This window comes from Oceanobacter antarcticus, from assembly GCF_044962685.1.
In the GTDB taxonomy this organism is placed as follows: Bacteria; Pseudomonadota; Gammaproteobacteria; order Pseudomonadales; family Oceanobacteraceae; genus Oceanobacter; species Oceanobacter antarcticus.
In genome coordinates this window covers 14,629-36,415 of sequence record NZ_JBBKTX010000004.1, presented here as the reverse complement: position 1 = coordinate 36,415, position 21,787 = coordinate 14,629, and the positions used below count along the sequence as shown (strand labels likewise).

Below are 21,787 nucleotides of genomic sequence, written 5' to 3'. Positions count from 1 at the left end.
ACCACTTTATTTATCGGAATTCCCATATGATCGTCGCACTGATTGGCTTTTTTATATTGTTGCTGTTGATTATTGTCGTACGCATTCCCATTGCCTTTGCCATGGGGCTGGTCGGATTTTTCGGCTTCGCTTATTTGCAGGGACTCGGGTTCGATAATCTGCTGGAGTTTCGCTGGACCGGTGCCTTGGCGATGGCATCCAACCGGGTCATTGACACGGTGCAAGAATACAGCCTGTCGGTCATACCGCTATTTATTCTGATGGGCAATCTGGTGACCAGCTCCGGTCTGTCGCAAGCGTTATACCGTGCTTCTAATGCCTTTCTGGGACATCACCGCGGAGGCTTGTCGATGGCCACTGTGGTGGCTTGTGGCGGGTTCTCGGCGATTTGCGGCTCGTCTTTGGCAACCTCGGCGACTATGGCCAAGGTGGCGATGCCTCCGATGCGGAAGTACGGCTATGCCGATTCGCTGGCAACGGCATCGATCGCTGCCGGTGGCACGTTGGGGATTCTGATACCGCCCAGCGTGATTCTTGTGATTTATGGCTTGCTGACTGAAACCAGTATCCGTGAGCTGTTCGCCGCCGGTTTTATGCCTGGTATTTTGGGTATTCTGTTGTACCTAGGAGCAGTCAAGTTTGTGGTGTGGCGCACTCCGGAAGCGGGCCCTTGCGGTGACAAACTGGATTGGAAACAGCGGCTGGAGGCGATGAAGGGGGTCTGGGGTGTGGTGATTCTGTTTACGCTGGTGATGGGGGGCATTTACCTCGGCGTGTTTACGCCGACTGAAGCGGCAGGAATTGGTGCTGGCGGTGCCTTTATTATTGCCTTGACGCGTCGTAGCCTGTCGTTCAGCTCATTGTTTTTGGCACTTACGGATACCGGACGTACCAGCGCTATGTTGTTTACGGTACTGATAGGGGCTTTGATTTTTTCCGATTTTATCAACCGTGCCGGGTTGCCCGCCGATTTGCTGACCTTTGTCTCGGCGCTGGATATGAGCCCGATGGGAGTGATTCTGGTGATTCTGGGTATTTATATTGTACTTGGAATGGTGTTTGAAAGCTTATCGATGATGCTGCTGACGGTGCCGATTTTTTTTCCGCTGGTGCAAAGCTTGGGTTTTGATCTGGTGTGGTTCGGTATTGTGGTGGTGGTGGTCACCGAAATCAGCCTGATCACGCCTCCAGTAGGCATGAATGTGTTTGTGCTCAGTGCGGTGCTACGTAATGTGAATCCGGCGACCATTTTCAAGGGAGTGACGCCCTTCTGGTGTGCCGATATTGTGCGTCTGGCATTGATTGTCTTTATTCCAGCGATCGCCATGCTGCTGCCGGAATGGCTGTATCGCTGATGCCGTTTACTCTGATTATCCAACAGGAGGTGCCTTATGCTGCCTGGTGTTAAACGTATTTTGTACGCATCCGATTTGCAGGATGGTTCGCGCCCGGCATTTCGAGCGGCGGTCAGCTTGTGTGGCCATTACCAGTCGCACATTACCTACCTGCATGTGATCGAATCGCCGAGCCGTCAGGCTGACCGTCTGGCGCAGCAGCTCATGGCTCAGGATCCGTCATTGCAGGCCTTGCATGATGACAGCCTTGTTGCGGTACGGGAGCAGATTCTGGCGCGGGTGCAGGATTTTTGCGCTGCGGAACTGGATATCGACGAGCAGTTGCAAGCGGATCAGCTGGTTGCTCGCGTCGAAGAGGGGCGTGCGTGGCAAGAAATTCTCCGTGTAGCGGATGAAATCAAGGCCAGTGTGATCGTCATGGGGACGCGTCATGGGCTTGGGCTCGGCAAAAAACTGTTGGGTTCAACCGCTGCCAAGGTGATGGAGCACGGTGCTCGCCCAGTACTGATCGTTCCTCTTCTCTAAAAGGCAGGGTTATGGCGGCATGCGGTTTTATTGATACATTACAGACTAGGCCAGCTCCAGCCGCTCTGACGGATGGCAGACGGCATTCATGTCCTGACTATATCTGCATTCAGGAGGTATTTGCGTTCCTGAGGGGCGGGCCTGTGCCACAGACTAGCCAGCAGTCAGACATATTCGTAGAGTGTCGGGGGAGCCATGCTTTGGTGTCGTTCAGTGGTCTGGATATGCCTTGTGACTGGGTCATTCCGGCAGAGATGATGCAGGTGGTTGTCAGTCATACTGGGCGCCATCAATTGCTGTGTAGTGGTACTTGCTACCAGCTGCAATCCGGTGATGTGCTGCTGCTGTTTGCTGGCACTCACAATGCCTTGGTTCCTGATAGTGACGGTTGCTTCAGTATTCTGAATGTGCCGTTGGCTGAACTCAGTGACGCGGCAATTGGTATGAGTTGGCTACGGAAGGAAACACTTTGGGAGCTGCCTGTCGTCTGCGGAGCCCCAGAGCTGGAGCAACTGGTAAAGGTGATGACGCAGCCGTCGCACCAAACAGACCATTTCCGAGAACATATACGTTTTCACCAGTTACAAGTGTGTCATGGCCTGATACTGCAACTGTTTCATGGTCTTGGTTGCGGGATGATAACCACACAGCCGCTGAACGATGCGGTGGTGGCTCAATTGCGGCGTCAGGTGCTGACCAATCTGCAGGAGGATGTCGATCTGTCTGCTCTGGCAGCGTCCTGCAAGGTCAGCGTCAAGACCTTGTATAACCGCCTCAGATCCTCACTGGACTGCACCCCAGGCGAGTTTATTCGCCTGCTCAAAATTGAAAGTGTGTTCCGGGAATTAAGTGCCCGACCTCGAACAGCAAGGAATGTGACTGAGGTGGTTATTAATTACGGGTTTTCCAATCTTGGGCGTTTTGCACAGCATTATCGCCAGCATATTGGTGAGTTGCCTTCTGAAACCTTGCGGCGATCTTCGTCATAGCATTTTCCATATATCAGGCACCCTCACACCCTGCGTATGAGACGAGCAGGTCAGGAGGTGATGGCTGCTTGCACCACCTGATTGATCAGCGCTTCATCATTCAGCCCCTGAGACATATAAGGCATCAACATCTGTTGATTGCGTACCAGGGCGAAGCCGTACAGCATTGACCACATACAGATCATGTTGATTTGTATTTGCTGGCTATCCCGTTCCGGAAAGGCGCGTAAAAACATGCGGTAGAGCAGTCGGTAGGTTCTGGCCAGTGATGCCAGCCGCTGCTCTGCGTTAGCGGCATGAATGACTTCATCGTGATACATCATGCGAAAGGTGCCGGGGTTTGCCTGACAAAAATCAATAAAATGGCGGACAGCAACTTTCAGCGCGGGCAGTGGTTCCGGGTGACTGGCAAGGAACCGTTCGAGCTGTTGATAAAGGCGCTGGTGGGCCTCTTCTGCCAGTTCAAGCAACAGGTCGCTGCGGCTGGCAAAATGCCCGTACATGGCGGCTGGGGTGACACCGATGGCTTTGGCCAGATGACGGATTTGGACGGCATCGTGTCCCTCCGTGGCGATCAGTTGGCGGGCCAGTTCAAGGGCTGTCGCGCGCAGGCTGCCATGGTGATAGGACGTTTTCTTGTTCACTGGGTGCTCCATGTGCGTCGGCCTTTTGGTTGCCGGTGCAGCCAAAAGGCGCAATCTAACATTCTGCCCCGAAGGATTCGAGTGCTTGTCCAGACTCGGGCTTCAGAGGTCAATGGTCAACTGACGACTGTGTGCTCGTGAACAACAGGGGGTGAAACAGTTATTGGCAGCCTGTTCATCCGGGGTAAGGAAGCTGTCCCGGTGTTCTGGAGTCCCTTCCAGGACGGTGGTCAGGCAGGAGCCGCAAATACCCTGTTCGCACGACAAGGGGACATCGATACCCGCAGCCAGCAGCGCTTCGGCTGCGCTGGTGTCGGCAGCCACCCGGATCACCTGATTGCTGCTGCTCAGTAACAGGTCAAACGCGCGATTGCCTTGCTCGTCGTCGTCGCTTGGGCTGGAGGCACTGAAATATTCCCGATGCAGTTGTTGGGCTGACCAGCCAGCCTGAGCAGCGCCGTCCAGTATATAGTCCATAAATCCGGCTGGGCCACAGACGTAGATATGGGTGGTCGGGTCGGTTTGTTGCAACAGGGTGGTGATGTCCAGCCGTTGGGCCGATTCACTTTCATCGCAATGGATATGAACCTGATCACCGTATTCGGACTGTTGCAGGTCGTTAAGGTAGGCCATGTTGGCTAACTGGCGACCGCAATAATGCAGCTCGAACGATTTGCCTTCACCGTGCAGGCTGGCTGCCATTGAGCGAATAGGGGTCACCCCTATGCCGCCCGCCACCAGCAGCGAATGCTGGGCGCTGCTATCCAATGGGAACAAGTTTCTGGGGGCGTTGATCTGCAGCGTACTGCCTTCAACTGCAGCCTGGTGAATGGCGGTCGAGCCACCACGAGAGTCGGCTTCCAACTGAACTGCGATGCAATAGCGATGGCGTTCAGCCGGGCTATTGCACAACGAGTATTGGCGCACGGGGCCATTTGGGGTGACGACATCAATATGAGCGCCAGCGCTGAATTCCGGTAACTCGCCGCCGTTGGGGGCGGTCAGTTCCAGGCTGATGATTCGCTCTGATTCCTGAGTGCGTTTCGAGACGATAACGTCAAACATGCTGTTTACCTGTACGAGTGCAGTCCGCCGGGGCTGTTATCCCCGGCGGTGGTTCTAGGGGACGTTCCAATTAGTTAACGTGGCCTGTCAGGAGGAAAATCCCGTCAGGCAAGGCGTTGGACGCCGAGAATAGCGCGTCCTTTTCAAGTCCGACAACACCGCATGGAACACCGCATGGCGGGATATTGACCCTGACCCTTCGGGCTCTCAGCAGGCTCGGTTTAATCATTGAGAACGTCCCCTCGGTTTGAGGAATAGGATGCTGAGCTGGCTCAGGTCGCGGCGTTTTCTGCCTTGATCAGCTTGTCCAGTGTCCTGCGTGCACGAATGGCTCCTGCGTCACCGATCAGCAAGACCGGTTTGTTTTCCCAGAAGTCGCTGTCACCCATGTTGTCTTGCTGGGCTTCCAGCATGGGCAGGTCTTCGGTTTCAAACGGCACGCTCAGGTTGGCGACCTGTTCGTCAGCCAATTGCTGCGCATGCGGCCCGATGGCCTTGGGAAAGGACATGCCAAACCAGTAATGCGTGGAATGTGCGGTTTCGGGGGTGAAAATATGTGGAATCAAGGTTTCGATGCCGTTTTCTCTGGGCTGTCCGGTGGGGGTTGCACCGCTGATCAGCAGCATGTTGGCCGGGGCGTCCCAACGGACGTCGATCCAGCGATCGACCCGTTTTCCATGTTCAATGCCCCAGGCCTGGTACAGGAAATCGGGCAGGATTTCGTTGTTGGTTTGGCGCATGGACCAGACGGTGTCGCCATCCTGTTTCACTTCGGTGACCGAGTCTTTGACAGCATCGCTGCCCAGCGTGCCAGGATGCAAGAACTCGATATGGGACAGGTCTAGAATGTTATCGGACTCCAGCACATAGTTGGCTTTGGCATATAAATACCCTTCACCCACGTAGAAATGTTCCCGATCCATGCAGGAAAAATCGGTTATCAGTGCTGGGTCAGCCTTGTCTTGGTCACCCATCCAGATCCACAGACAGTTGTGTTTTTCGACCAACGGGAAGGTCTTGACGCGAGCGGCTGCGGGTATTTTTCCATCACCGTGCGGATTGTGCACGCACTGGCCGGACTGGTTGAACTGCAATCCATGGTAATTGCACTGGATCGAACGGCCACCATCGCAGAGGCTGCCGCTGGACAGGGGGACAAAACGGTGGGGACAGCGATCCAGCAAGGCGTGGGCCACGCCTTCGTTGTCGCGGTAGATGACGACTTTCTGATCCAATAGGGTGCGGGGAAACAGTTCCCCGGTGCTTACTTCGCTGGCCCATGCGGCCACGTACCAACAATTCATCAGATAAGGCATACGGTGTTCTCCTGCTGGGTTATGGATGCTGTTATCCCTTGCCGGGCGTGATGATCCATGACCTGGTGATTTATTTTTATGTAGCGGGTGTTTCAAAGGTTAAATTAACAGTGTTAAGTTAACTATGTTTACTTTAGTGGTGAGTATTTTTTATGTCAAGGTTCCGGAGCTGACAAGTTGAGTCTGCTGTGAGGGTAAGCACGGTTCAAGATAGCGATGGTTGGTAGCTGATCATCAGAAACAGGCACTGGCTACCAGTGCCTCAGGTGATCGGTCAGCACCAAGTGGGTGTTCGAGACATTGGCTGCTGTGCGATCGGCTGCTACGCCGGGGGTGAGATATCCAATTGGGAGGTGGCTTTGACCAGCAGTTCTCGGAGCCAGATTAGCCCTTTGTCATTATTGCGGTACTGATGCCATTGCACACATTGCTTCATTCGCGCCATGGCAAAGGGTAGGGGCTTGATCGTGAGCGGCCAGATTCTGGCAATTTGACGGGCCAGACGTGCATGCACAGTGGCGATGTTTTCTGTCCCGACCACCATGGAAGGCAATACGGCAAAGCTGTAGGTGCTGACGGTAATGTGACGGTTGATGCCGTATTCCTGGTTAATAAACTGGCTGAAAAAATCTCGGCGATGGGCGGAAGGCTCCATGCTGACATGACCCGCATTGGCATAGGCCGCTACGGTCAGGGGGGTGTGTGCAATAGCGCTGTCGTTCCACATCATGCACACAAAATCTTCTTCATAAAGTACATCGCTGGGGTTTTCGGCGGAGACAAAGTCCGACGGAATAATCAGCAGGTCGGCCTCGCCTCGCTCCATGGACTTATGCGGATTTTCAATCTGTGGCAAAAACCGGAAGCGGGCATTGCTGTTTTGTTGTTCTGCCAGCATCAGCAGGTGGGGAATAAGTACCATCTGGGTGTAGTCAGAGCAGAAGATACTGAAGGTTCTGTCGGTAGTGGCGGGGTCAAAGTTGGGCTGGATAAGAATACTGCTTTCGATCAGATTGAGCACATTACGGACGGAATCCTGCATGTCTTCCCCTAATGGCGTGATGTACATCTTACGGCCGATCTGGGTCAGGATATCGTCGTTGAAATACTCCCTCAGACGTGAGAGTGAGTTGCTGACGGCGGATGGACTCAGGTTCAGCTTTTCTGCTGCTCTGGTAATACTTCGTTCTTTTAGCAACACATCCAGTGCGATCAGCAAATTCAGATCCAGCTTGTTAAAACGCATGATGTTTCCCCTCTTGTCTCGCCATTCCGGCTCACAGAGTAGAGTCTTTCCAGCTGCTTTGACCAGCCTTATTGGCAAATGGGCGGATGACCGAATTATTCAATAAACGTTCGATCTTATCGAATCCTCTGTTTAGTTTTAAGCGTTTTACTGAATGGTCGGTCACTCGTAATCTGCCCTCTCGCGGTACATCGCTAGCCTCAGTTCAGTAGCGATAACGCTGGCTCCGGTGTTCGGCTCCCTGAATAAAAACAACAATCTCCAAATAATTGGAGGAGGGTCTGATGACGATAAACACTCGCAAGGGTATGGCTCCCGTGTGTCAGAAATTGCACCCCAAAGTGCTCTCTCTGGCCATCATGGTATGCACAACATCTGTTCACGCATTTACGATTGATACCGGTCATCCGGAACTGTCCCTGCGTTTGGATAATACGGTCAAATACAGTGCTGCCTATCGCCTCAAAGAGCGGTCTGCAGAGCTTTCCGAAACACAGTACGATGCCAATGGCATTGTCGGCCCCAATAATGTTAACCAAGACGACGGTGACAATAACTTCGACAAGGGGCTGGTCTCCAACCGACTGGATATCCTGACTGAGGTTGACCTGGCCTATAAAAACATGGGCGCTCGGGTCAGTGCGGCGGGTTGGTACGATCAGATTTACCATCAGGATACCGACAACGATACCACTACCTCTAATGCCGATTCGGCAGATGAGTTTTCAGACGATGCCCGCACCATTATGGGGGGGGATGTTGAACTGCTGGATGCCTTCGTGTACGGCTACTTCAGCTTTGGTGAGCACATGAGTACGGTGCGGGTCGGGCGTCATACCTTGCTATGGGGTGAGAGCCTGTTTTATGGCGCGAATGGTATTGCCGGTGGTCAGGCACCGCTGGATCTGGTGAAATTGTTATCGGTTCCCAATTCCCAGTTCAAGGAAGTAGCTCGGCCGCTGGGCAAGGTGTCTGCCACCTTATCGTTGTCCGACTATTTGTCGCTGGGTGCCTATGTTGGGTACGAATGGGAGAAAACCCGTTTGTTGCCAGCGGGTGCTTATCTGTCGAGCAGTGATGTACTTGCTGGAGAGCGTTTGAATGCTGGCCCCACCGGTGTGTTTGAAAATGGCGGTGATATGGAGGCGTCTGGCAGCGGCCAGTACGGCCTGCAGGCACGCTTGTATGTGCCTGAGGTTGACACCGATTTTGGTCTGTACGCCATTCGATACAATTCGTTTTCTCCCAGCGTTATCTACACCACCTTGTCTGGTACTCCGCCGGAGCTGACGGCTTCCAAGTTCCAGTGGGCCTATCATGAAGGGATAAAGGCGTTTGGCGCCAGTTTTGCCAAAACGGTCGGCGTGTGGAGCCTGGCGGGTGAAGCCTCCGTTCGTCTGAACGCACCGTTGGCCAGTTCTGGCGTAACCATTCTGGAAACCATCGGTGTCGGCACCGAATACAACAACAGTGATAACCCTGGTTATGCGGTAGGCAAGACGGGTCATGCCCAGGTGTCATGGCTCGCCAGCCTCGGCCCTTCGTTTATTTCAGATGAGGCCAGTTTCTTGGGTGAAGTTGCCTGGAATACGCGTATGGCCATTACTGATAACGAGGGTGCATTGAATCCGAATACCGATAAATCGGCATCGGCTATTCGGGTTGTTTATAGCCCGACCTATCGCCAGTTATTCTCCGGTATTGATGTAAGTCCAACGATCGGTGGTAGCTATACATGGGGTCGTTCGTCTGCCGTTGGCCCGGCTTTTGGTGTTGACCGGGGCGGCGATTTTAATGTTGGCGTCAAGGCAATATATCTGAGTCGCTGGACTGGTTCGCTGAGCTATATGAGGTTCCACGGACCGATTGGCTCAGGCAACGATAACAATAATGACCCCCAATTCAAACAAGCGCTGAAAGACAGGGATTACCTCTCATTGTCTGTCAGTACTACCTTTTAAATAGCCGGAGGCAATTATGTATAACAACAAAAGCCGGGCACTGTTGGCCGTTATTTCTACAACGGTATTGTCGTGTTCCAGTCTGGTCGCCAGCGCGGCTGTTTCAGAAAAAGAAGCTGCTCGTTTGCAGCGGGATCTGACCCCGCTTGGTGCCGAGCGCGCCGGGAATGCGGCTGGTATCATTCCTGCCTGGACTGGCGGTTACACCCAGCCAATTCCCGGTGATGTGGCGGGCGGGCGTCGCAGCGATCCGTTCAAGGATGAGCAGCCGCTGTACACCATCACCGTCGACAACATGAATCAGTATGCCGATCAGTTGACTGACGGTGTCAAGGCGATGCTGCAAAAATACCCGGATAGCTACCATCTGAATGTCTATCCGACTCATCGTACTGCGTCAGCGCCCCAGTGGGTGTATGACAACACTGCCGCCAATGCGATTCGCGCGACTCTGGATGGTCACACCCTCAAGGGTGCCTACGGTGGCGTGCCGTTCCCGATTGCTAAAACAGGTCTTGAAGCCATTAAAAATCATATTCTCGGCTGGGCGGGAAGCAGTTGGGAGGTGATGCTGACGCAATATCAGATCACTTCGAACGGCAGAAGCGTACTGACCACCGAGGGGTCTATTCGCCAGAATATGCCGTATTACTTTCAGGATGGCAGCGTGGATAACTACGATGGCATGTACTGGGAAATTAACCTGACCAACGTCGGACCGCCGATTCGTGCCGGTGAAATGATCGTCGGACGTGATAACCTGGATGCCGACAAGTCGGCGGCCTATGTCTACCTGACAGGTCAGCGCCGGGTTCGGCGTTTGCCGAATGCCTGTTGCGATACGCCAGCTCCCGCTACTGCCGGTCTGATGTCATTTGACGAGATATCGGTGTTTTCGGGTCGTACCGACCTGTTCGACTGGAAACTGCTGGGCAAGCAGGAAATCCTGGTGCCCTACAACCAGAACCGGTTTTTGCAATACAGCGAAGATCAGATCATTACCGGCCAGCACCTCAATCCCGCAGCCGTACGCTGGGAGTTGCACCGGGTGTGGGTCGTCGAAGCGACACTGGCGGAAGGCAAGCGTCATCGTGTTCCCAAAAGCAAGTACTACCTGGACGAAGACACCTGGCAAGCGGTGTTGGGCGACCGTTGGGATGGCAAAGGCCAGCTGTGGAAGACGTTGTGGGGCTTTAACTACGTGATGCCAGACTTTCCCGGCACGATTCGCCAGACCTTTGGTTACTACGATCTGTTGTCTGGTGAAGGTTATGTGGCCAATGTCTTGAACGATCAGGAATTCCATCACCGACCGACCAATCGTTGGCCAACCAATACCTTTACCGGCCAGGGCCTGGCAGCACAAGGGGTTCGTTAATAGCAAATCAGCGATACCGGATTTGAATCGTTATCTCCTGTGAGTGGCAGGGGTAGTCTCTTGAAATAACAAGGGTTTGGATTCGGTATTACTGCGGTGTGATCGAGTTGGATATGTGCATGATGTGAATGGGACATGAAAATACGATTGCTTGGTAAGCCACCGGGTAACCGCTTGCTTGCCAGAGTTATGTTGTTGGGTTGTATCTCGGTGGTAATTAATGGCGGCCAGGATCCATTTTAACGTGCCTTGTTTTATTGGGTTGGTTCAGCAACAAGGTGCTTTGACTTTCAGAGGTTAATTCAGCGTTTGACGATAATTGTTAATGGTGTCGGAGGGCCTCTGAAAGTCTTTTTTATTGTGTGTGGATATCTGAGGATATTCTGTTTTTACCGTTGTTATTAATTTATGTTATTGATTTGATCAGGAGGAATTATGTTTCGATATTTTCCAACCAACTATCCGTGGAATTTATCCGTCGATCTGGCCATTGAAATGGGGGCCAAGATGGGTGAAATCGAGGAAATGTGCGCACCGCTGATGGAGGCTTCCAAAAAGCGTGACGCGGAAGGCACGGTTGCATTTCGTGAAACCTGGGCGCGTATGGCCGACAAACTCTGCGATCTGGCGGCTGAAGATGAAACCAAAGGGCGACTGATCTCTGCCGGAGAAAAATACAACCGGGCTGCAACGTATTATCTGACCGCCGAGCGTTTGCAGGCCCATGGTGCAGAAGGTCGTCTGGCGTTATTTACCCGTTTTCTGGAAGTGTTTAACCGCGGTACCGAGCTGACCAAAGAAAACTGCGTGCGGGTAGAAATTCCCTACGAAGGCACACACCTGTCGGCGCTGTATGTGCGGGCGGAAGGGGTGGATGGCCCGGCTCCAGTGCTGGTACAGGTCAACGGCCTGGATTCCACCAAAGAAATGAAATACCGCGTTGGTTTGCCCCGCATGCTGGCTAAACGGGGGGTGGCTTCCCTGGTTATTGATCAGCCAGGCACAGGTGAAGCGTTGCGTTTGCAAGGTTTGCCTGCACGCTTTGATGCCGAGCACTGGGCCAGCCGCGTGGTCGATTGGCTGGAAGCCCGCGATGATATTGATGCTGCCCGTATTGGTATGGAAGGGGTGTCGCTGGGTGGCTATTACTGTCCTCGTGCCGTGGCATTCGAGCCGCGTTTTGCTTGCGGTGTGGTCTGGGGTGCTAACCACGACTGGCGCGACGTCCAGAAAAAGCGCCTGGAAAATGAAGGTGATTTTCCGGTGCCGCATTACTGGGAACACGTGCGCTGGGTCTGGGGTGCGAAAGACATGGGCGACTTTATGGCGATTGCGGAACAGGTTCACCTGGATGGTGTGGTTGAGAAAATCAAGGTGCCATTCCTGGTTACCCATGGTGAAAAAGATTCCCAGATTCCATTGAAGTGGGCTCAGCGCACCTTCGACCAGCTGGTGAACAGCCCTGACCGTGAACTGAAAATTTTCACCGAACGTGAAGGTGGTACCCAGCATTCCAGTTTTGATAACCCGGACAACGCTGGAGCCTATATTGCTGACTGGGTTGCCGAACACTTGAATGGCCGCATCGCCTAGCACTGTCTTTTCAGGAGAAGCAAAGATGAATATTACCGGTTTGGAAACTTTGGTATTTGGTGTTGAAAACCTTGCTGACTGTGCTCAATACCTGACCGACTACGGCTTGATTGCGGTCGATACGAATGATCAGGGTGGTCGCTTTGAAGCCCTGGATGGCACTGCCATCGTACTGGCTCATACCGACGATGAAACCTTGCCAGCGGCGCTGGGTAATGGCTGTTTGTTGCGTAAAACCGTGATGGGTGTGGCTAATCAGGCATCGCTGGATGGCATTCGCGACGAGTTATCGAAAGACCGTGCAGTACGGCTGTTAGACGATGGCTCGATTGAATCCGTTGACGACATGGGTTTTGTGATTGGTTTTCAGCTGACCCAACGCAAGTTGATCGAAAAAATCGGCGAAATCGCCAACGTGCCCGGATCGCCGATCCAGCGTGATGTCAACCAGCTGGGGGTCGATGACCATGTTGGCCAGATACGCCCGCGTACCCTGTCGCACGTTGTGTATTTCGTCCCGGATGTGGTCAAGGCCGAGGCCTTTTATGTTGAACGCCTGGGCTTCCGCTGCACTGACCGCTTTGATGGTATTGGCCCCTTCTTACAGGCCAGTGGCTCATTGGAACACCACTCTCACTTTCTGATTGGTGCGCCAGAACATATGAAAGGTGTTGAGCATTTCACCTTCCATTTCTCTGGTCCAACGGAAGTGATGCAGAACGGTTCCCGCTTTATCGAAAAAGGCTATCAGGCGTTCTGGGGCCCAGGCCGACACCTGCTCGGATCCAACTGGTTCTGGTATTTCAACAGCCCGTTTGCCTGCCATATGGAAATGGACGCCGATATGGATCTGCACGACAGAACCTGGGAAGCGCGGGTTTCTGACCTAGGGGCTGATGCCTCGCAGGCGTTCCTGCTGCAATACCGCAAGAAGTGGTCTCCAGGCCCAGGTACGCCTGAAAACGGTGACTATGCGTGATATCTGCGTGATATCGCTTCACCGGGCGGTGCTTTGCCGCGCCGCCGGGTGAAGCGCTTTGCCATTGCGGTGGCAATAAAGACGCAAGGACAGCAGGCCAGGCAGAAGGATTGAGCGGCGGTCTTAACCGCCAGCAGGCATCACCACATAACAATAAACAGTTTTGTATCGAGGTAGCGTCATGGCACACACATATAGAAAAGCTTCGTTAGCCTGGCAGGCAAGGGTTATTTTCCGCTCTGCGCCAGGAGTGGCTGGTTCATGATGGCAGTGGCATCGAAGCATGGCTTTTTGGCGTTGCTGTTGGCGTTGGCGGGTCTCGGTAGCCCGTGTCTGGCGGCAGAACAAAACCCTGATGAAGTGGCGGATGCCTGGGATCGACCGGCGCTATCAAGCCGGGCAGATGCCCATTCGTTTATGACCTCGGTTGCGCTCGCGGGATCACGTCAGATCGCCGTCGGTGAACGGGGTCTGATCCTGCTGTCGGGCGATCGTGGCACGCACTGGATTCAGGCACCGGTGTCCGTCAGTGTGACTCTGACGGATGTTGATTTTTTTGATGCCAATACCGGGTATGCCACGGGACATTCTGGCGTGGTGTTAGCCACCACTGATGGTGGTGCACATTGGCAGGTGGTGCTGACGGGTGAACAAATAGCTCGCATCCTGCTGGCGGAAGCGGAAGCCTCTGGCAATGATCATGCACTCCGGGCGGCCAATTTTCTGGTTCAGGATGGCCCCGACAAACCTTTATTTGACCTGTTGGTACTCAGCGCGAAGCACCTGATTGTGGTCGGTGCGTACGGTCTGGCGCTGGAAAGTAACGATGGCGGGGCGACCTGGAGCGACTGGGCGCAGCGCTTGAATAATGTCATGGGCATGCACTTGTACGGTATTCGCAAGCAAGGGCAGCGCTGGCTGGTATTTGGCGAACAGGGCCTGGTGCAGCTGTCGGTTGATAACGGTCACACCTTCAGTGAACTGGAAGCACCTTATCCTGGCAGTTTCTTTACTGGTGAAATCACTGCCGGTGGTCGATTGGTTTTGGCTGGATTGAAGGGCAATACCCTGGTATCCGCCGATGCCGGTCAACATTGGCAAGAGATTAGCAACCCGGTGGCGGCCACCATTACCTCGTCGCTTTATCAGGATGGCGAGTTGTTGCTGATTAATCAGGCGGGTCAAATCCTGCGTGAAACCAACGGCGCGCTGTTGCCGGTTATCAATAAAAAACTCCCACCCCTGAATCATCTTGTCCGAACCCAGGACGGTGGACTGCTCGCGGCCAGTGTGCGGGGAATTATCTTGGTTGAGTCTGGAGACGTGCAGTGAAATATTCCACTCCAAGTACACCCGCCGATAGCGGCGAATTCGATCCTAAATCCGGATCTTTGATCGAACGTTTGTTGTTTAACAACCGCCTGGTCGTGGTTGTGCTGTGCGCCCTGATCACGTTGTTGCTGGCCTCTCAGGCAATCCGGCTGGAATTGAATGCCAGTTTTGAAAAGACCTTGCCAACTCATCACCCATACGTCACTAATTATCGGTCTTACAAGAGTGAACTGAACGGCTTGGGCAATTCGGTTCGTGTGGCTGTCGCCAATCCGGGCGGCACCATTTACGACGCCCAGTACATGGAAACCTTGCGGCAGATGAGCGATGAGATCTTTCTGCTGCCAGGGGTTGACCGGGTACAGATGAAGTCAATCTGGACGCCGTCGACCCGTTGGGTCGGGGTGACCGAAGAAGGTATGGAAGGCGGCCCGGTGATTCCAGACGGCTACGATGGTTCGCAAGCCAGCATGGAACGGTTGGCGATCAATGTTAACCGTTCTGGCGAAATCGGCCAACTGGTGGCACTGGATAGCGGCTCCAGCACCATTTATGTGCCGCTGCTTGACAAGGATGCTGAAGGGAATCCGATCAGCTACGCTGAATTTGCCACCCGGCTTGAAGAGCTTCGAGGCCGTTACGAGCAACAGGGCGTCGAGATCCACATCACCGGTTTTGCCAAGGTTATTGGCGATCTGATTGATGGCGTGCGATCGGTTCTGATGTTCTTTGCTATTGCCGTCGCCATTGCCACTGCCATGGTGTACTGGTACACCCGTTGTGTCCGCTCTACCGCACTGGTGGTATTGGCCTCATTGACGGCGGTGGTATGGCAGCTGGGGTTACTGCCGGTACTGGGTTACTCGCTGGATCCTTATTCCATCCTGGTGCCCTTTCTGGTGTTTGCCATTGGCATGAGCCACGGTGCCCAGAAGATGAATGGCATTATGCAGGACGTCGGGCGGGGGTTTGACAAATTGGTTGCCGCCCGCTTTACCTTTCGCCGGCTGTTTCTGGCTGGACTGACGGCCTTGCTGGCCGATGCAGTGGGCTTTGCCGTACTGCTGGTGATTGATATTCCGGTGATTCGCGAGCTGGCTATTGCGGCCTCGATCGGTGTTGCCGTGCTGATTTTTACCAATCTGATTCTGCTGCCAATCCTGCTCTCCTACATTGGGGTCAGTGAGCGCGCCGCCAAACGCAGTGTCGCCAATGAGAATGAAGACCAGAGTCATTCTGCCGAAGCGCGTTTGTGGGTGTTTCTGGATCGCTTTACCCGGCGGAAGTGGGCCATCGGTGCGATTCTGACCGGGGTTACGTTGGCCATTGCTGGCGGTGCCCTGAGTACCCAGCTGAAAATTGGCGACCTCGATCAGGGTGCCCCGGAGCTGCGCCCTGACGGTCGTTATAACCGCGACGTGGCCTTTATGAATCAGCATTACGGTGCCTCCAGTGATGTACTGGCGGTGATGATTGAAACCCCCGCCGGGTTCTGTTCCCAGTACGGCATTCTCAAAGCGGTTGACCTGCTGGAGTGGCAATTGCGCCAGCTGCCCGGTGTGGAAACCACCAATTCTCTGGCCTTGATGTCGCGTCGTATGCTGTCGGGCCTGAACGAAGGTAATCCGCTGTGGTACGGCTTGTTACCCAACCAGAATATGCTGAATTTTATTACCGCTGGCGCGCCACGGGGTTTGTATAACGACGACTGTTCGCTGTTGACCTTGTACGTCTATTTGCAGGATCACAAGGCGGACACCCTGACCAGGGTGGTGGATCATATTGAACAGTTTGCCGCCGCCAACAACCGTGAAGACGTCACTTTCTTGCTGGCCGCAGGCAGTGCCGGTATTCAGGCGGCAACCAACATCGCGGTCAAGGAGGCCTGGCGCAATATGCTGTTACTGGTATACGGCGCGGTGATTCTGCTGTCGTTTATCACCTTCCGTTCCTGGCGTGCCGTGGTTGTTGCCATTTTGCCTTTGATGTTGACCTCAATTCTGGCTGAAGCCCTGATGGTTCTGCTGGGAATGGGTGTCAAGGTCGCTACTCTGCCGGTGATCGCACTGGGCGTGGGTATCGGTATTGATTATGCGCTTTATATTCTGTCGGTCACGATGTCCCGCTTGCGAGCTGGAGCGAGCCTGTCGGAAGCCTATTTACGGGCGCTGCAGTTTACCGGAAAAGTGGTAATACTAACGGGTGTTACTTTGGCCGTCGGTGTGGTGACCTGGGTGTTCAGTCCGATCAAGTTCCAGGCTGATATGGGGTTGTTACTGGCGTTTATGTTTCTCTGGAACATGCTGGGGGCACTGATTCTGATCCCGGCGCTGGCGCACTTTCTGATGAAACCTGCTGCTGAGCCGGAATCACAACGGTGAGCAGCGGACAGCAATCTCAGCCTCAACCCCAGCTGCTGTGCCGCAGTGAGATGGTAGCAGAAGGCCAGTCGCGCGGGTTTGACCCGCTGCAACTGGGCTGCGACAGCCTGTTTGTGGTGCGTCGGGCTGGGCAGCTGTATGGCTGGCGTAATGCCTGTCCCCATATCAACGGCGCGCCCATGGCCTGGCGTAAAGACGCGTATCTGGATGCGGCCGGGCGCTATATCGCCTGCCATGCCCATGGCGCTTTATTCGAGCCAGACACAGGTATGTGTATCCAGGGGCCTTGTGTTGGCCAACAACTTCAACCAGTGGATGTATCTGAAACTCCCGACGGCAATATCGTCGTGGTGGATCCATTACAAGACAATAAGAAGGAGTAATAACGATGAGTGCAGTTAACAAGGTATTGGTTATTGGTGGCGGGTTTTCCGGAATGGCCGCCGCCATCCAGATGCGCAAGGGTGGCATTGAGGTTGATCTGATCGAGATTGACCCGGAATGGTGCCCTTTGGGGGCCGGTATCACCATTAATGGTGCGACTTTGCGAGCTCTGGAAACGCTTGGTCTTTATGATGAGTTTCTGGAAACCGGGTTTGTGTCTGACGGGGTGGATATCTGTACCGCCTCGGGCCAACTCGTTGCCACTCTGCCAACACCCCAGCCGCTTGGCTCCAATGTGGCCGGTGGTGGCGGTGCCATGCGTCCGGAACTGGCCCGGATCATGGCCAAAGCGACCCGTGATAGCGGTGTTGACGTACGCCTGGGATGCACCTTCAGCGATGTGACCGTAAACAGTGACCATGTCGATGTCAGCTTTAGCGACGGTAGCAGCGCTAGCTATGATCTGGTCGTGGGCGCTGATGGCGTGCACTCGTCGCTGCGTGAGCGGTTCTTCCCGGAAATCAAAAAACCTGAGTATATCGGGCAGGGGGTCTGGCGTGCAGTGATGACACGTCCGGCCAAGCTGGAACGGCCGTGTATGTGGTTGGCAGAGCATTTGAAGCTGGGCATTAACCCGGTATCCCAAACCCAGATGTACATGTTTATTACCGAAGACCGTCCGACCAAGGAATATATTGATCCGACGACCTGGCCAGATGTGTTTGCTGAGCTGATGAGCCGTTTTTCCGACCCGATGATTACGGATCTGATACCTCAGGCTCATGCTGCAACTGCCAATATAGACTATCGTCCGTTAGCCAATTTGCTGGTGCCGACACCCTGGAACCGGGGTCGTCTGGTCATGATTGGTGACACCGTGGCGGCCACCACACCGCACCTGGCATCCGGTGCCGGTATCGGTATTGAAAGCGGCATCGTGCTGGGTGAGGAATTGGCCAGTAATACCGATCTGCAAGTGGCGCTGGATCGCTTCCATGAACGCCGCTGGGAACGCTGCCGCATGGTGGTGGAAAACTCTGGTCGCCTGTGTCAGATCGAGATTGATGGTGGTGACAAGGCCGAACATGCCAGCATCATGAAAACCTCGATGATGACGTTAGCACAGCCTATTTGATTGGCTTTGTTACTGGTTGTGCTGGATGGCTGACATCAGGGTGTATTGGTTGCAGCCATGTCAGCCATCGGCATACCGCCTTTGAGGAAAAATACCATGGCTGTTAACGTTTTGCGCCGATTTGTTGATTGTCAGCCATCGCCATACCGCCGTTGAGGAGTAATACCATGGCTGTTAACGTTTTGCGCCGATTTGTTGATTTGTCGATTTATCTTGAAAATGATGTGCTGTCTGATCCGCCTGCCCTGGCACCTAAAATCACCTATCAGACCCATCAGGATACCATTGGCGAATTTACCCGGTTAATACCGGGCACCAGTCCGGAAGACTATCCAGAGGGCGAAGCCGCTGCCGCAGAATGGGTCAGCCTGTCCACCCATAGCGGCACGCATCTGGATGCGCCCTACCATTTTCATTCTACCCAGGATGCCAGAAACGGCGGCTCGCGCCCATCGATCACCATCGATGAAGTACCGCTGGAATGGTGCTTTCAGAACGGTGTGAAACTGGATTTTCGCCACTTTCCGGATGGCTATGTGGTCACCGCAGCGGATGTTGAAGCCGAACTGGAGCGGATTGGCTACGACCTTCAGCCGCTCGATATTGTGGTGGTGAATACTCGTGCGGGGATGGCTTATGGCCAGCCAGGTTACGTCAATACCGGTTGTGGTATGGGTTACGAAGCCACCATGTATTTGTTGGAGCGTGGCGTACGCCTGACTGGAACCGATGCCTGGAGCTGGGATGCGCCTTTCAGTTATACCGCCGAACGTATTGCTGCCACCGGCGATACCTCGCTGATCTGGGAAGGCCACAAAGCAGGCCGTGATATCGGTTATTGCCATCTGGAAAAGCTCCATAACCTGGAAGCGCTACCCTCTCATGGATTTATGATCAGTTGCTTCCCGCACAAGATTCGCGGCGCATCAGCGGGCTGGACGCGTGCGGTCGCGATCTTCGACGATGAACAGAACTAACGCTGGCAACGTAGATAGCAGGGCGAATTGACCGTGCTGGATGGACACCCCCAAGGCATCCCAAAAAATCGTTTTTATACACCGCGCAATGAGGTTTTTTTATGAGTTTTCCTGATATTCACCGAGTCGTTACGGGTCACGATGCAGACGGCAAGGCCGTCGCTATTCTGGATGGCCCATTGGCCACCGTTGTACCGTTGACGGCCATTCCCGGTACTGTGTTCCATGAAGTCTGGAGTACCTCGGCAACGCCGGTCAGCATCAATAACGACACCGATCCGACAGTGGGGGAACTGGTCTTGCCGCCGCCCGGTAATGGTACTCGTATTCGCTTTGTGGATATTCCCCCCGACACGGAAGACTATCTCGCAAATGGCGCCGGCCGTATGAAAGATGCGTTCAACGAAATCGGCGATGAAGCCGCTTCTACAGTAAAAACCGACTCGCCCCATCCCTTGATGCACCGTACCGAATCGGTTGATTACGGCATTGTGATAGAAGGCGCCATGACACTGGTGCTGGATGATTCCGAGGTTGAATTGCGTGAGGGCAGTGTGGTGGTGCAGCGTGGCACCAACCACGCTTGGGCCAATCGCTCCGGCAATATGTGTCGCATGTTGTTTGTACTGGTCGATGGCAAGTACGAAGCAGAGATCGCTGCGGCCCTGGATAAAAGGAACGGTTGATATGGACTCTACGCTGTTTGACTTGACTGGCAAGGTTGCTCTGGTCACGGGTGCTGGCGGTGGGCTGGGCAACGCCATCAGCAACGGGCTGGCTGCCCATGGAGCGACGGTGATTGTCTCGGATATCGATCTGACAGTCTGTGACGCTGTCGCCGACAGCATTCGTCGCCAGGGAGGAATCGCCCATGCGCTGGGGTGTGACTTGGCAGACCCGGTCGCCATCAACCAACTGGTCACTGATGCCCTGGCATTGTGTGGCCGGGTGGATGTGCTGGTGTGTAATGCCGGTATTCAGGGACCTGCCGGTTCGCTAGCAGCGGTCTCGGATGATGACTGGGAGCAGGTGATGAACATCAACCTGCGCAGTGCTCAACGATTAACTGCCTTACTGATTCCGGCGATGGCTGAACGTGGTGACGGTTCGGTCATTCTGATGGCCAGCATCGCGGCGTTACGCGGCAACAAGGCGATTGGCCTGTACGGCTTGTCGAAGGCTGCACTGGCGCAGCTGGCGCGCAATCTTACTGTGGAATGGGGGCCATCCGGGGTGCGGGTGAATGCCATTGCCCCTGGTCTGATTCGTACCCCGCTGGCGACAGCGCTGATCGATAACCGTGCTTTTATGGAGCGTCGCTTGGCGGCCACACCGTTACGCCGGGTTGGCGAGCCAGAGGAAATTGCCGGAGTGGTCATCATGCTGGCCAGCCGTGCGGGTGGTTTTATCGCCGGGCAAACCCTGGTGGTGGATGGCGGAACCCTGATCAGTGACGGCGGTTGACCGCCTTTGGTGCGTAGCCGGTTGCTGACCGAGATGTTCCACGTTTTTGTTACCAGTATAAGAAGAGCACACTATGAAACTGGCTTCACTCAAATCTGCACGTAAACACGGTCGTTTGGTTGTGGTATCCCGCGACCAGACTCTGGCGGCCGATGCCTCTATGATTGCGCCGGATCTGCTTTCTGCGCTGGAGTGCTGGGATACCCGTCAGCCAGAGCTGGAAGAAATTTATAGCCGTCTCAACGATGGCACTTTTATTGGTGCCTTTGCGTTTGACCCGGCCCAATGCGCTGCGCCGTTACCCTGTGCACCGCAATGGCTGGATGCCTCGGCCTTCCTGAATCACGGCTACCTGATGGAACGTGCGTTTAATACCGAACGTATCCCTCACTTCGAGACCATTCCCGTGATGTACCAGGGTGCCAGTGACGATTTTCATGGCCCGATGGACGATATGGTCATGGCCAGCGAAGAATACGGCATCGACTTCGAAGGAGAGTTTGGTGTGGTGGTGGGAGCCATTCCGATGGGTTGCAGCCCGGAAGCCGCAGAACAACAGATACGTTTGATCGTCCAGGTCAACGACTGGAGTTTACGGGCACTTGGCCCCCACGAAATGAAAACCGGCTTCGGTTTTTTGCAGGCCAAGCCATCCAGCAGCTTTGCCCCGATTGCCGTTACTCCTGACGAACTGGGTGATGCCTGGGCGAATGGCCGGGTCAATATGCACCTCAAGGTCGAGTGGAATGGTGCGCGCTTTGGCGAACCCCATGGCCGCGAAATGCATTATTCATTTGGTGAACTGATTGCTCACGCAGCTCGCACCCGTACCTTGTCAGCGGGCAGTGTGGTGGGATCTGGCACGGTGTCGAATCAATCCCGTGCCGCTGGCTCAGCCTGTATTGCTGAACGGCGAGTCATTGAAATTATAGATGAGGGTGCCGCTAAAACACCTTTTATGCAGTTTGGCGACCGGGTGCGGATGCAGGCCATGTTTGATAACGGTGATGCCGGCCCCTTTGGTGTTATCGATCAGCGCGTTGTTGCATTAACCAAGGACTGA

Annotated in this window: 19 protein-coding genes; 15 read left to right on the top strand and 4 right to left on the bottom strand. The window is 54.3% G+C overall.

Annotation, left to right across the window (positions count from 1 at the left end):
- The first annotated feature begins 26 nt into the window (after nt 1-26).
- From WG929_RS04185 to WG929_RS04175, 3 genes are all read left to right on the top strand, one after another.
- A complete protein-coding gene (locus WG929_RS04185; protein ID WP_369856620.1) occupies nt 27-1,355 on the top strand; it encodes a TRAP transporter large permease in 1,329 nt (442 codons plus the stop codon).
- 36 nt (nt 1,356-1,391) lie between these two features.
- The gene (locus WG929_RS04180; protein WP_369856621.1) at nt 1,392-1,880 is read left to right on the top strand and encodes a universal stress protein; all 489 of its coding nucleotides are present in this window, start codon (nt 1,392-1,394) and stop codon (nt 1,878-1,880) included.
- A 143-nt stretch (nt 1,881-2,023) separates the two neighbouring features.
- Nucleotides 2,024-2,869 (top strand): helix-turn-helix domain-containing protein, encoded by an 846-nt coding sequence (locus tag WG929_RS04175; RefSeq protein ID WP_416205026.1) that lies wholly within the window; start codon nt 2,024-2,026, stop codon nt 2,867-2,869.
- Nucleotides 2,870-2,919: 50 nt separating this feature from the next.
- Here the strand turns inward: WG929_RS04175 and WG929_RS04170 are convergent, their stop codons facing one another.
- The 4 genes from WG929_RS04170 to WG929_RS04155 form a co-directional block, all read right to left on the bottom strand.
- Nucleotides 2,920-3,513, bottom strand: coding sequence for a TetR/AcrR family transcriptional regulator (locus tag WG929_RS04170; RefSeq protein ID WP_369856623.1), 594 nt, complete (start codon nt 3,511-3,513; stop codon nt 2,920-2,922).
- 102 nt (nt 3,514-3,615) lie between these two features.
- Nucleotides 3,616-4,578 carry a PDR/VanB family oxidoreductase gene (locus tag WG929_RS04165; RefSeq protein WP_416205025.1) on the bottom strand — a complete coding sequence of 321 codons (963 nt, stop codon included), beginning with the start codon at nt 4,576-4,578 and terminating at the stop codon, nt 3,616-3,618.
- Between the two features lie 272 nt (nt 4,579-4,850).
- Nucleotides 4,851-5,894, bottom strand: a complete 1,044-nt coding sequence (locus WG929_RS04160) for a Rieske 2Fe-2S domain-containing protein (protein ID WP_369856625.1) — start codon at nt 5,892-5,894, stop codon at nt 4,851-4,853.
- A 322-nt stretch (nt 5,895-6,216) separates the two neighbouring features.
- On the bottom strand, nt 6,217-7,140 hold the full coding sequence (locus tag WG929_RS04155; RefSeq protein ID WP_416205024.1) for a LysR family transcriptional regulator: 924 nt from the start codon (nt 7,138-7,140) through the stop codon (nt 6,217-6,219).
- A 284-nt stretch (nt 7,141-7,424) separates the two neighbouring features.
- On the opposite strand from WG929_RS04155, the gene WG929_RS04150 reads away from it, so the two are divergent.
- The 12 genes from WG929_RS04150 (at nt 7,425) to WG929_RS04095 (ending at nt 21,787) form a co-directional block, all read left to right on the top strand.
- Nucleotides 7,425-9,101 carry a DUF1302 domain-containing protein gene (locus WG929_RS04150; RefSeq protein ID WP_416205023.1) on the top strand — a complete coding sequence of 559 codons (1,677 nt, stop codon included), beginning with the start codon at nt 7,425-7,427 and terminating at the stop codon, nt 9,099-9,101.
- A 16-nt stretch (nt 9,102-9,117) separates the two neighbouring features.
- Nucleotides 9,118-10,479, top strand: a complete 1,362-nt coding sequence (locus WG929_RS04145; RefSeq protein WP_369856628.1) for a DUF1329 domain-containing protein — start codon at nt 9,118-9,120, stop codon at nt 10,477-10,479.
- Nucleotides 10,480-10,914: 435 nt separating this feature from the next.
- On the top strand, nt 10,915-12,072 hold the full coding sequence (locus tag WG929_RS04140; RefSeq protein ID WP_369856629.1) for an alpha/beta hydrolase family protein: 1,158 nt from the start codon (nt 10,915-10,917) through the stop codon (nt 12,070-12,072).
- Nucleotides 12,073-12,097: 25 nt separating this feature from the next.
- Complete coding sequence (locus WG929_RS04135) at nt 12,098-13,051, top strand: VOC family protein (RefSeq protein WP_369856630.1); 954 nt, start codon at nt 12,098-12,100, stop codon at nt 13,049-13,051.
- Between the two features lie 261 nt (nt 13,052-13,312).
- Nucleotides 13,313-14,383 carry a WD40/YVTN/BNR-like repeat-containing protein gene (locus WG929_RS04130; RefSeq protein ID WP_416205022.1) on the top strand — a complete coding sequence of 357 codons (1,071 nt, stop codon included), beginning with the start codon at nt 13,313-13,315 and terminating at the stop codon, nt 14,381-14,383.
- Nucleotides 14,380-16,764 (top strand): efflux RND transporter permease subunit, encoded by a 2,385-nt coding sequence (locus WG929_RS04125; protein WP_416205021.1) that lies wholly within the window; start codon nt 14,380-14,382, stop codon nt 16,762-16,764. Before WG929_RS04130 ends, WG929_RS04125 begins: the two co-directional genes overlap by 4 nt.
- Nucleotides 16,761-17,147, top strand: coding sequence for a Rieske (2Fe-2S) protein (locus WG929_RS04120; RefSeq protein WP_369856633.1), 387 nt, complete (start codon nt 16,761-16,763; stop codon nt 17,145-17,147). The genes WG929_RS04125 and WG929_RS04120 overlap by 4 nt, the downstream gene beginning before the upstream one ends.
- Nucleotides 17,148-17,152: 5 nt before the next feature.
- Nucleotides 17,153-18,283 carry an FAD-dependent oxidoreductase gene (locus WG929_RS04115; protein WP_369856634.1) on the top strand — a complete coding sequence of 377 codons (1,131 nt, stop codon included), beginning with the start codon at nt 17,153-17,155 and terminating at the stop codon, nt 18,281-18,283.
- Between the two features lie 167 nt (nt 18,284-18,450).
- The gene (locus WG929_RS04110) at nt 18,451-19,260 is read left to right on the top strand and encodes a cyclase family protein (protein ID WP_369856635.1); all 810 of its coding nucleotides are present in this window, start codon (nt 18,451-18,453) and stop codon (nt 19,258-19,260) included.
- A gap of 101 nt (nt 19,261-19,361) precedes the next feature.
- Complete coding sequence (locus WG929_RS04105) at nt 19,362-19,946, top strand: cupin domain-containing protein (protein WP_369856636.1); 585 nt, start codon at nt 19,362-19,364, stop codon at nt 19,944-19,946.
- 1 nt (nt 19,947) lies between these two features.
- Nucleotides 19,948-20,724, top strand: coding sequence for an SDR family NAD(P)-dependent oxidoreductase (locus tag WG929_RS04100; RefSeq protein WP_369856637.1), 777 nt, complete (start codon nt 19,948-19,950; stop codon nt 20,722-20,724).
- 73 nt (nt 20,725-20,797) lie between these two features.
- Nucleotides 20,798-21,787 carry a fumarylacetoacetate hydrolase family protein gene (locus tag WG929_RS04095; RefSeq protein ID WP_369856638.1) on the top strand — a complete coding sequence of 330 codons (990 nt, stop codon included), beginning with the start codon at nt 20,798-20,800 and terminating at the stop codon, nt 21,785-21,787.

Excerpts from the sequence above, each read along its gene's own strand:
- WG929_RS04145 (WP_369856628.1), top strand. The coding sequence starts at position 9,118 with ATGTATAACAACAAAAGCCGGGCACTGTTGGCCGTTATTTCTACAACG.
- WG929_RS04115 (WP_369856634.1), top strand. The coding sequence starts at position 17,153 with ATGAGTGCAGTTAACAAGGTATTGGTTATTGGTGGCGGGTTTTCCGGA.
- WG929_RS04100 (WP_369856637.1), top strand. The coding sequence starts at position 19,948 with ATGGACTCTACGCTGTTTGACTTGACTGGCAAGGTTGCTCTGGTCACG.
- WG929_RS04165 (WP_416205025.1), bottom strand. The coding sequence starts at position 4,578 with ATGTTTGACGTTATCGTCTCGAAACGCACTCAGGAATCAGAGCGAATC.
- WG929_RS04150 (WP_416205023.1), top strand. The coding sequence starts at position 7,425 with ATGACGATAAACACTCGCAAGGGTATGGCTCCCGTGTGTCAGAAATTG.
- WG929_RS04180 (WP_369856621.1), top strand. The coding sequence starts at position 1,392 with ATGCTGCCTGGTGTTAAACGTATTTTGTACGCATCCGATTTGCAGGAT.
- WG929_RS04130 (WP_416205022.1), top strand. The coding sequence starts at position 13,313 with ATGATGGCAGTGGCATCGAAGCATGGCTTTTTGGCGTTGCTGTTGGCG.
- WG929_RS04140 (WP_369856629.1), top strand. The coding sequence starts at position 10,915 with ATGTTTCGATATTTTCCAACCAACTATCCGTGGAATTTATCCGTCGAT.
- WG929_RS04155 (WP_416205024.1), bottom strand. The coding sequence starts at position 7,140 with ATGCGTTTTAACAAGCTGGATCTGAATTTGCTGATCGCACTGGATGTG.
- WG929_RS04105 (WP_369856636.1), top strand. The coding sequence starts at position 19,362 with ATGAGTTTTCCTGATATTCACCGAGTCGTTACGGGTCACGATGCAGAC.
- WG929_RS04185 (WP_369856620.1), top strand. The coding sequence starts at position 27 with ATGATCGTCGCACTGATTGGCTTTTTTATATTGTTGCTGTTGATTATT.
- WG929_RS04095 (WP_369856638.1), top strand. The coding sequence starts at position 20,798 with ATGAAACTGGCTTCACTCAAATCTGCACGTAAACACGGTCGTTTGGTT.
- WG929_RS04110 (WP_369856635.1), top strand. The coding sequence starts at position 18,451 with ATGGCTGTTAACGTTTTGCGCCGATTTGTTGATTTGTCGATTTATCTT.
- WG929_RS04135 (WP_369856630.1), top strand. The coding sequence starts at position 12,098 with ATGAATATTACCGGTTTGGAAACTTTGGTATTTGGTGTTGAAAACCTT.
- WG929_RS04160 (WP_369856625.1), bottom strand. The coding sequence starts at position 5,894 with ATGCCTTATCTGATGAATTGTTGGTACGTGGCCGCATGGGCCAGCGAA.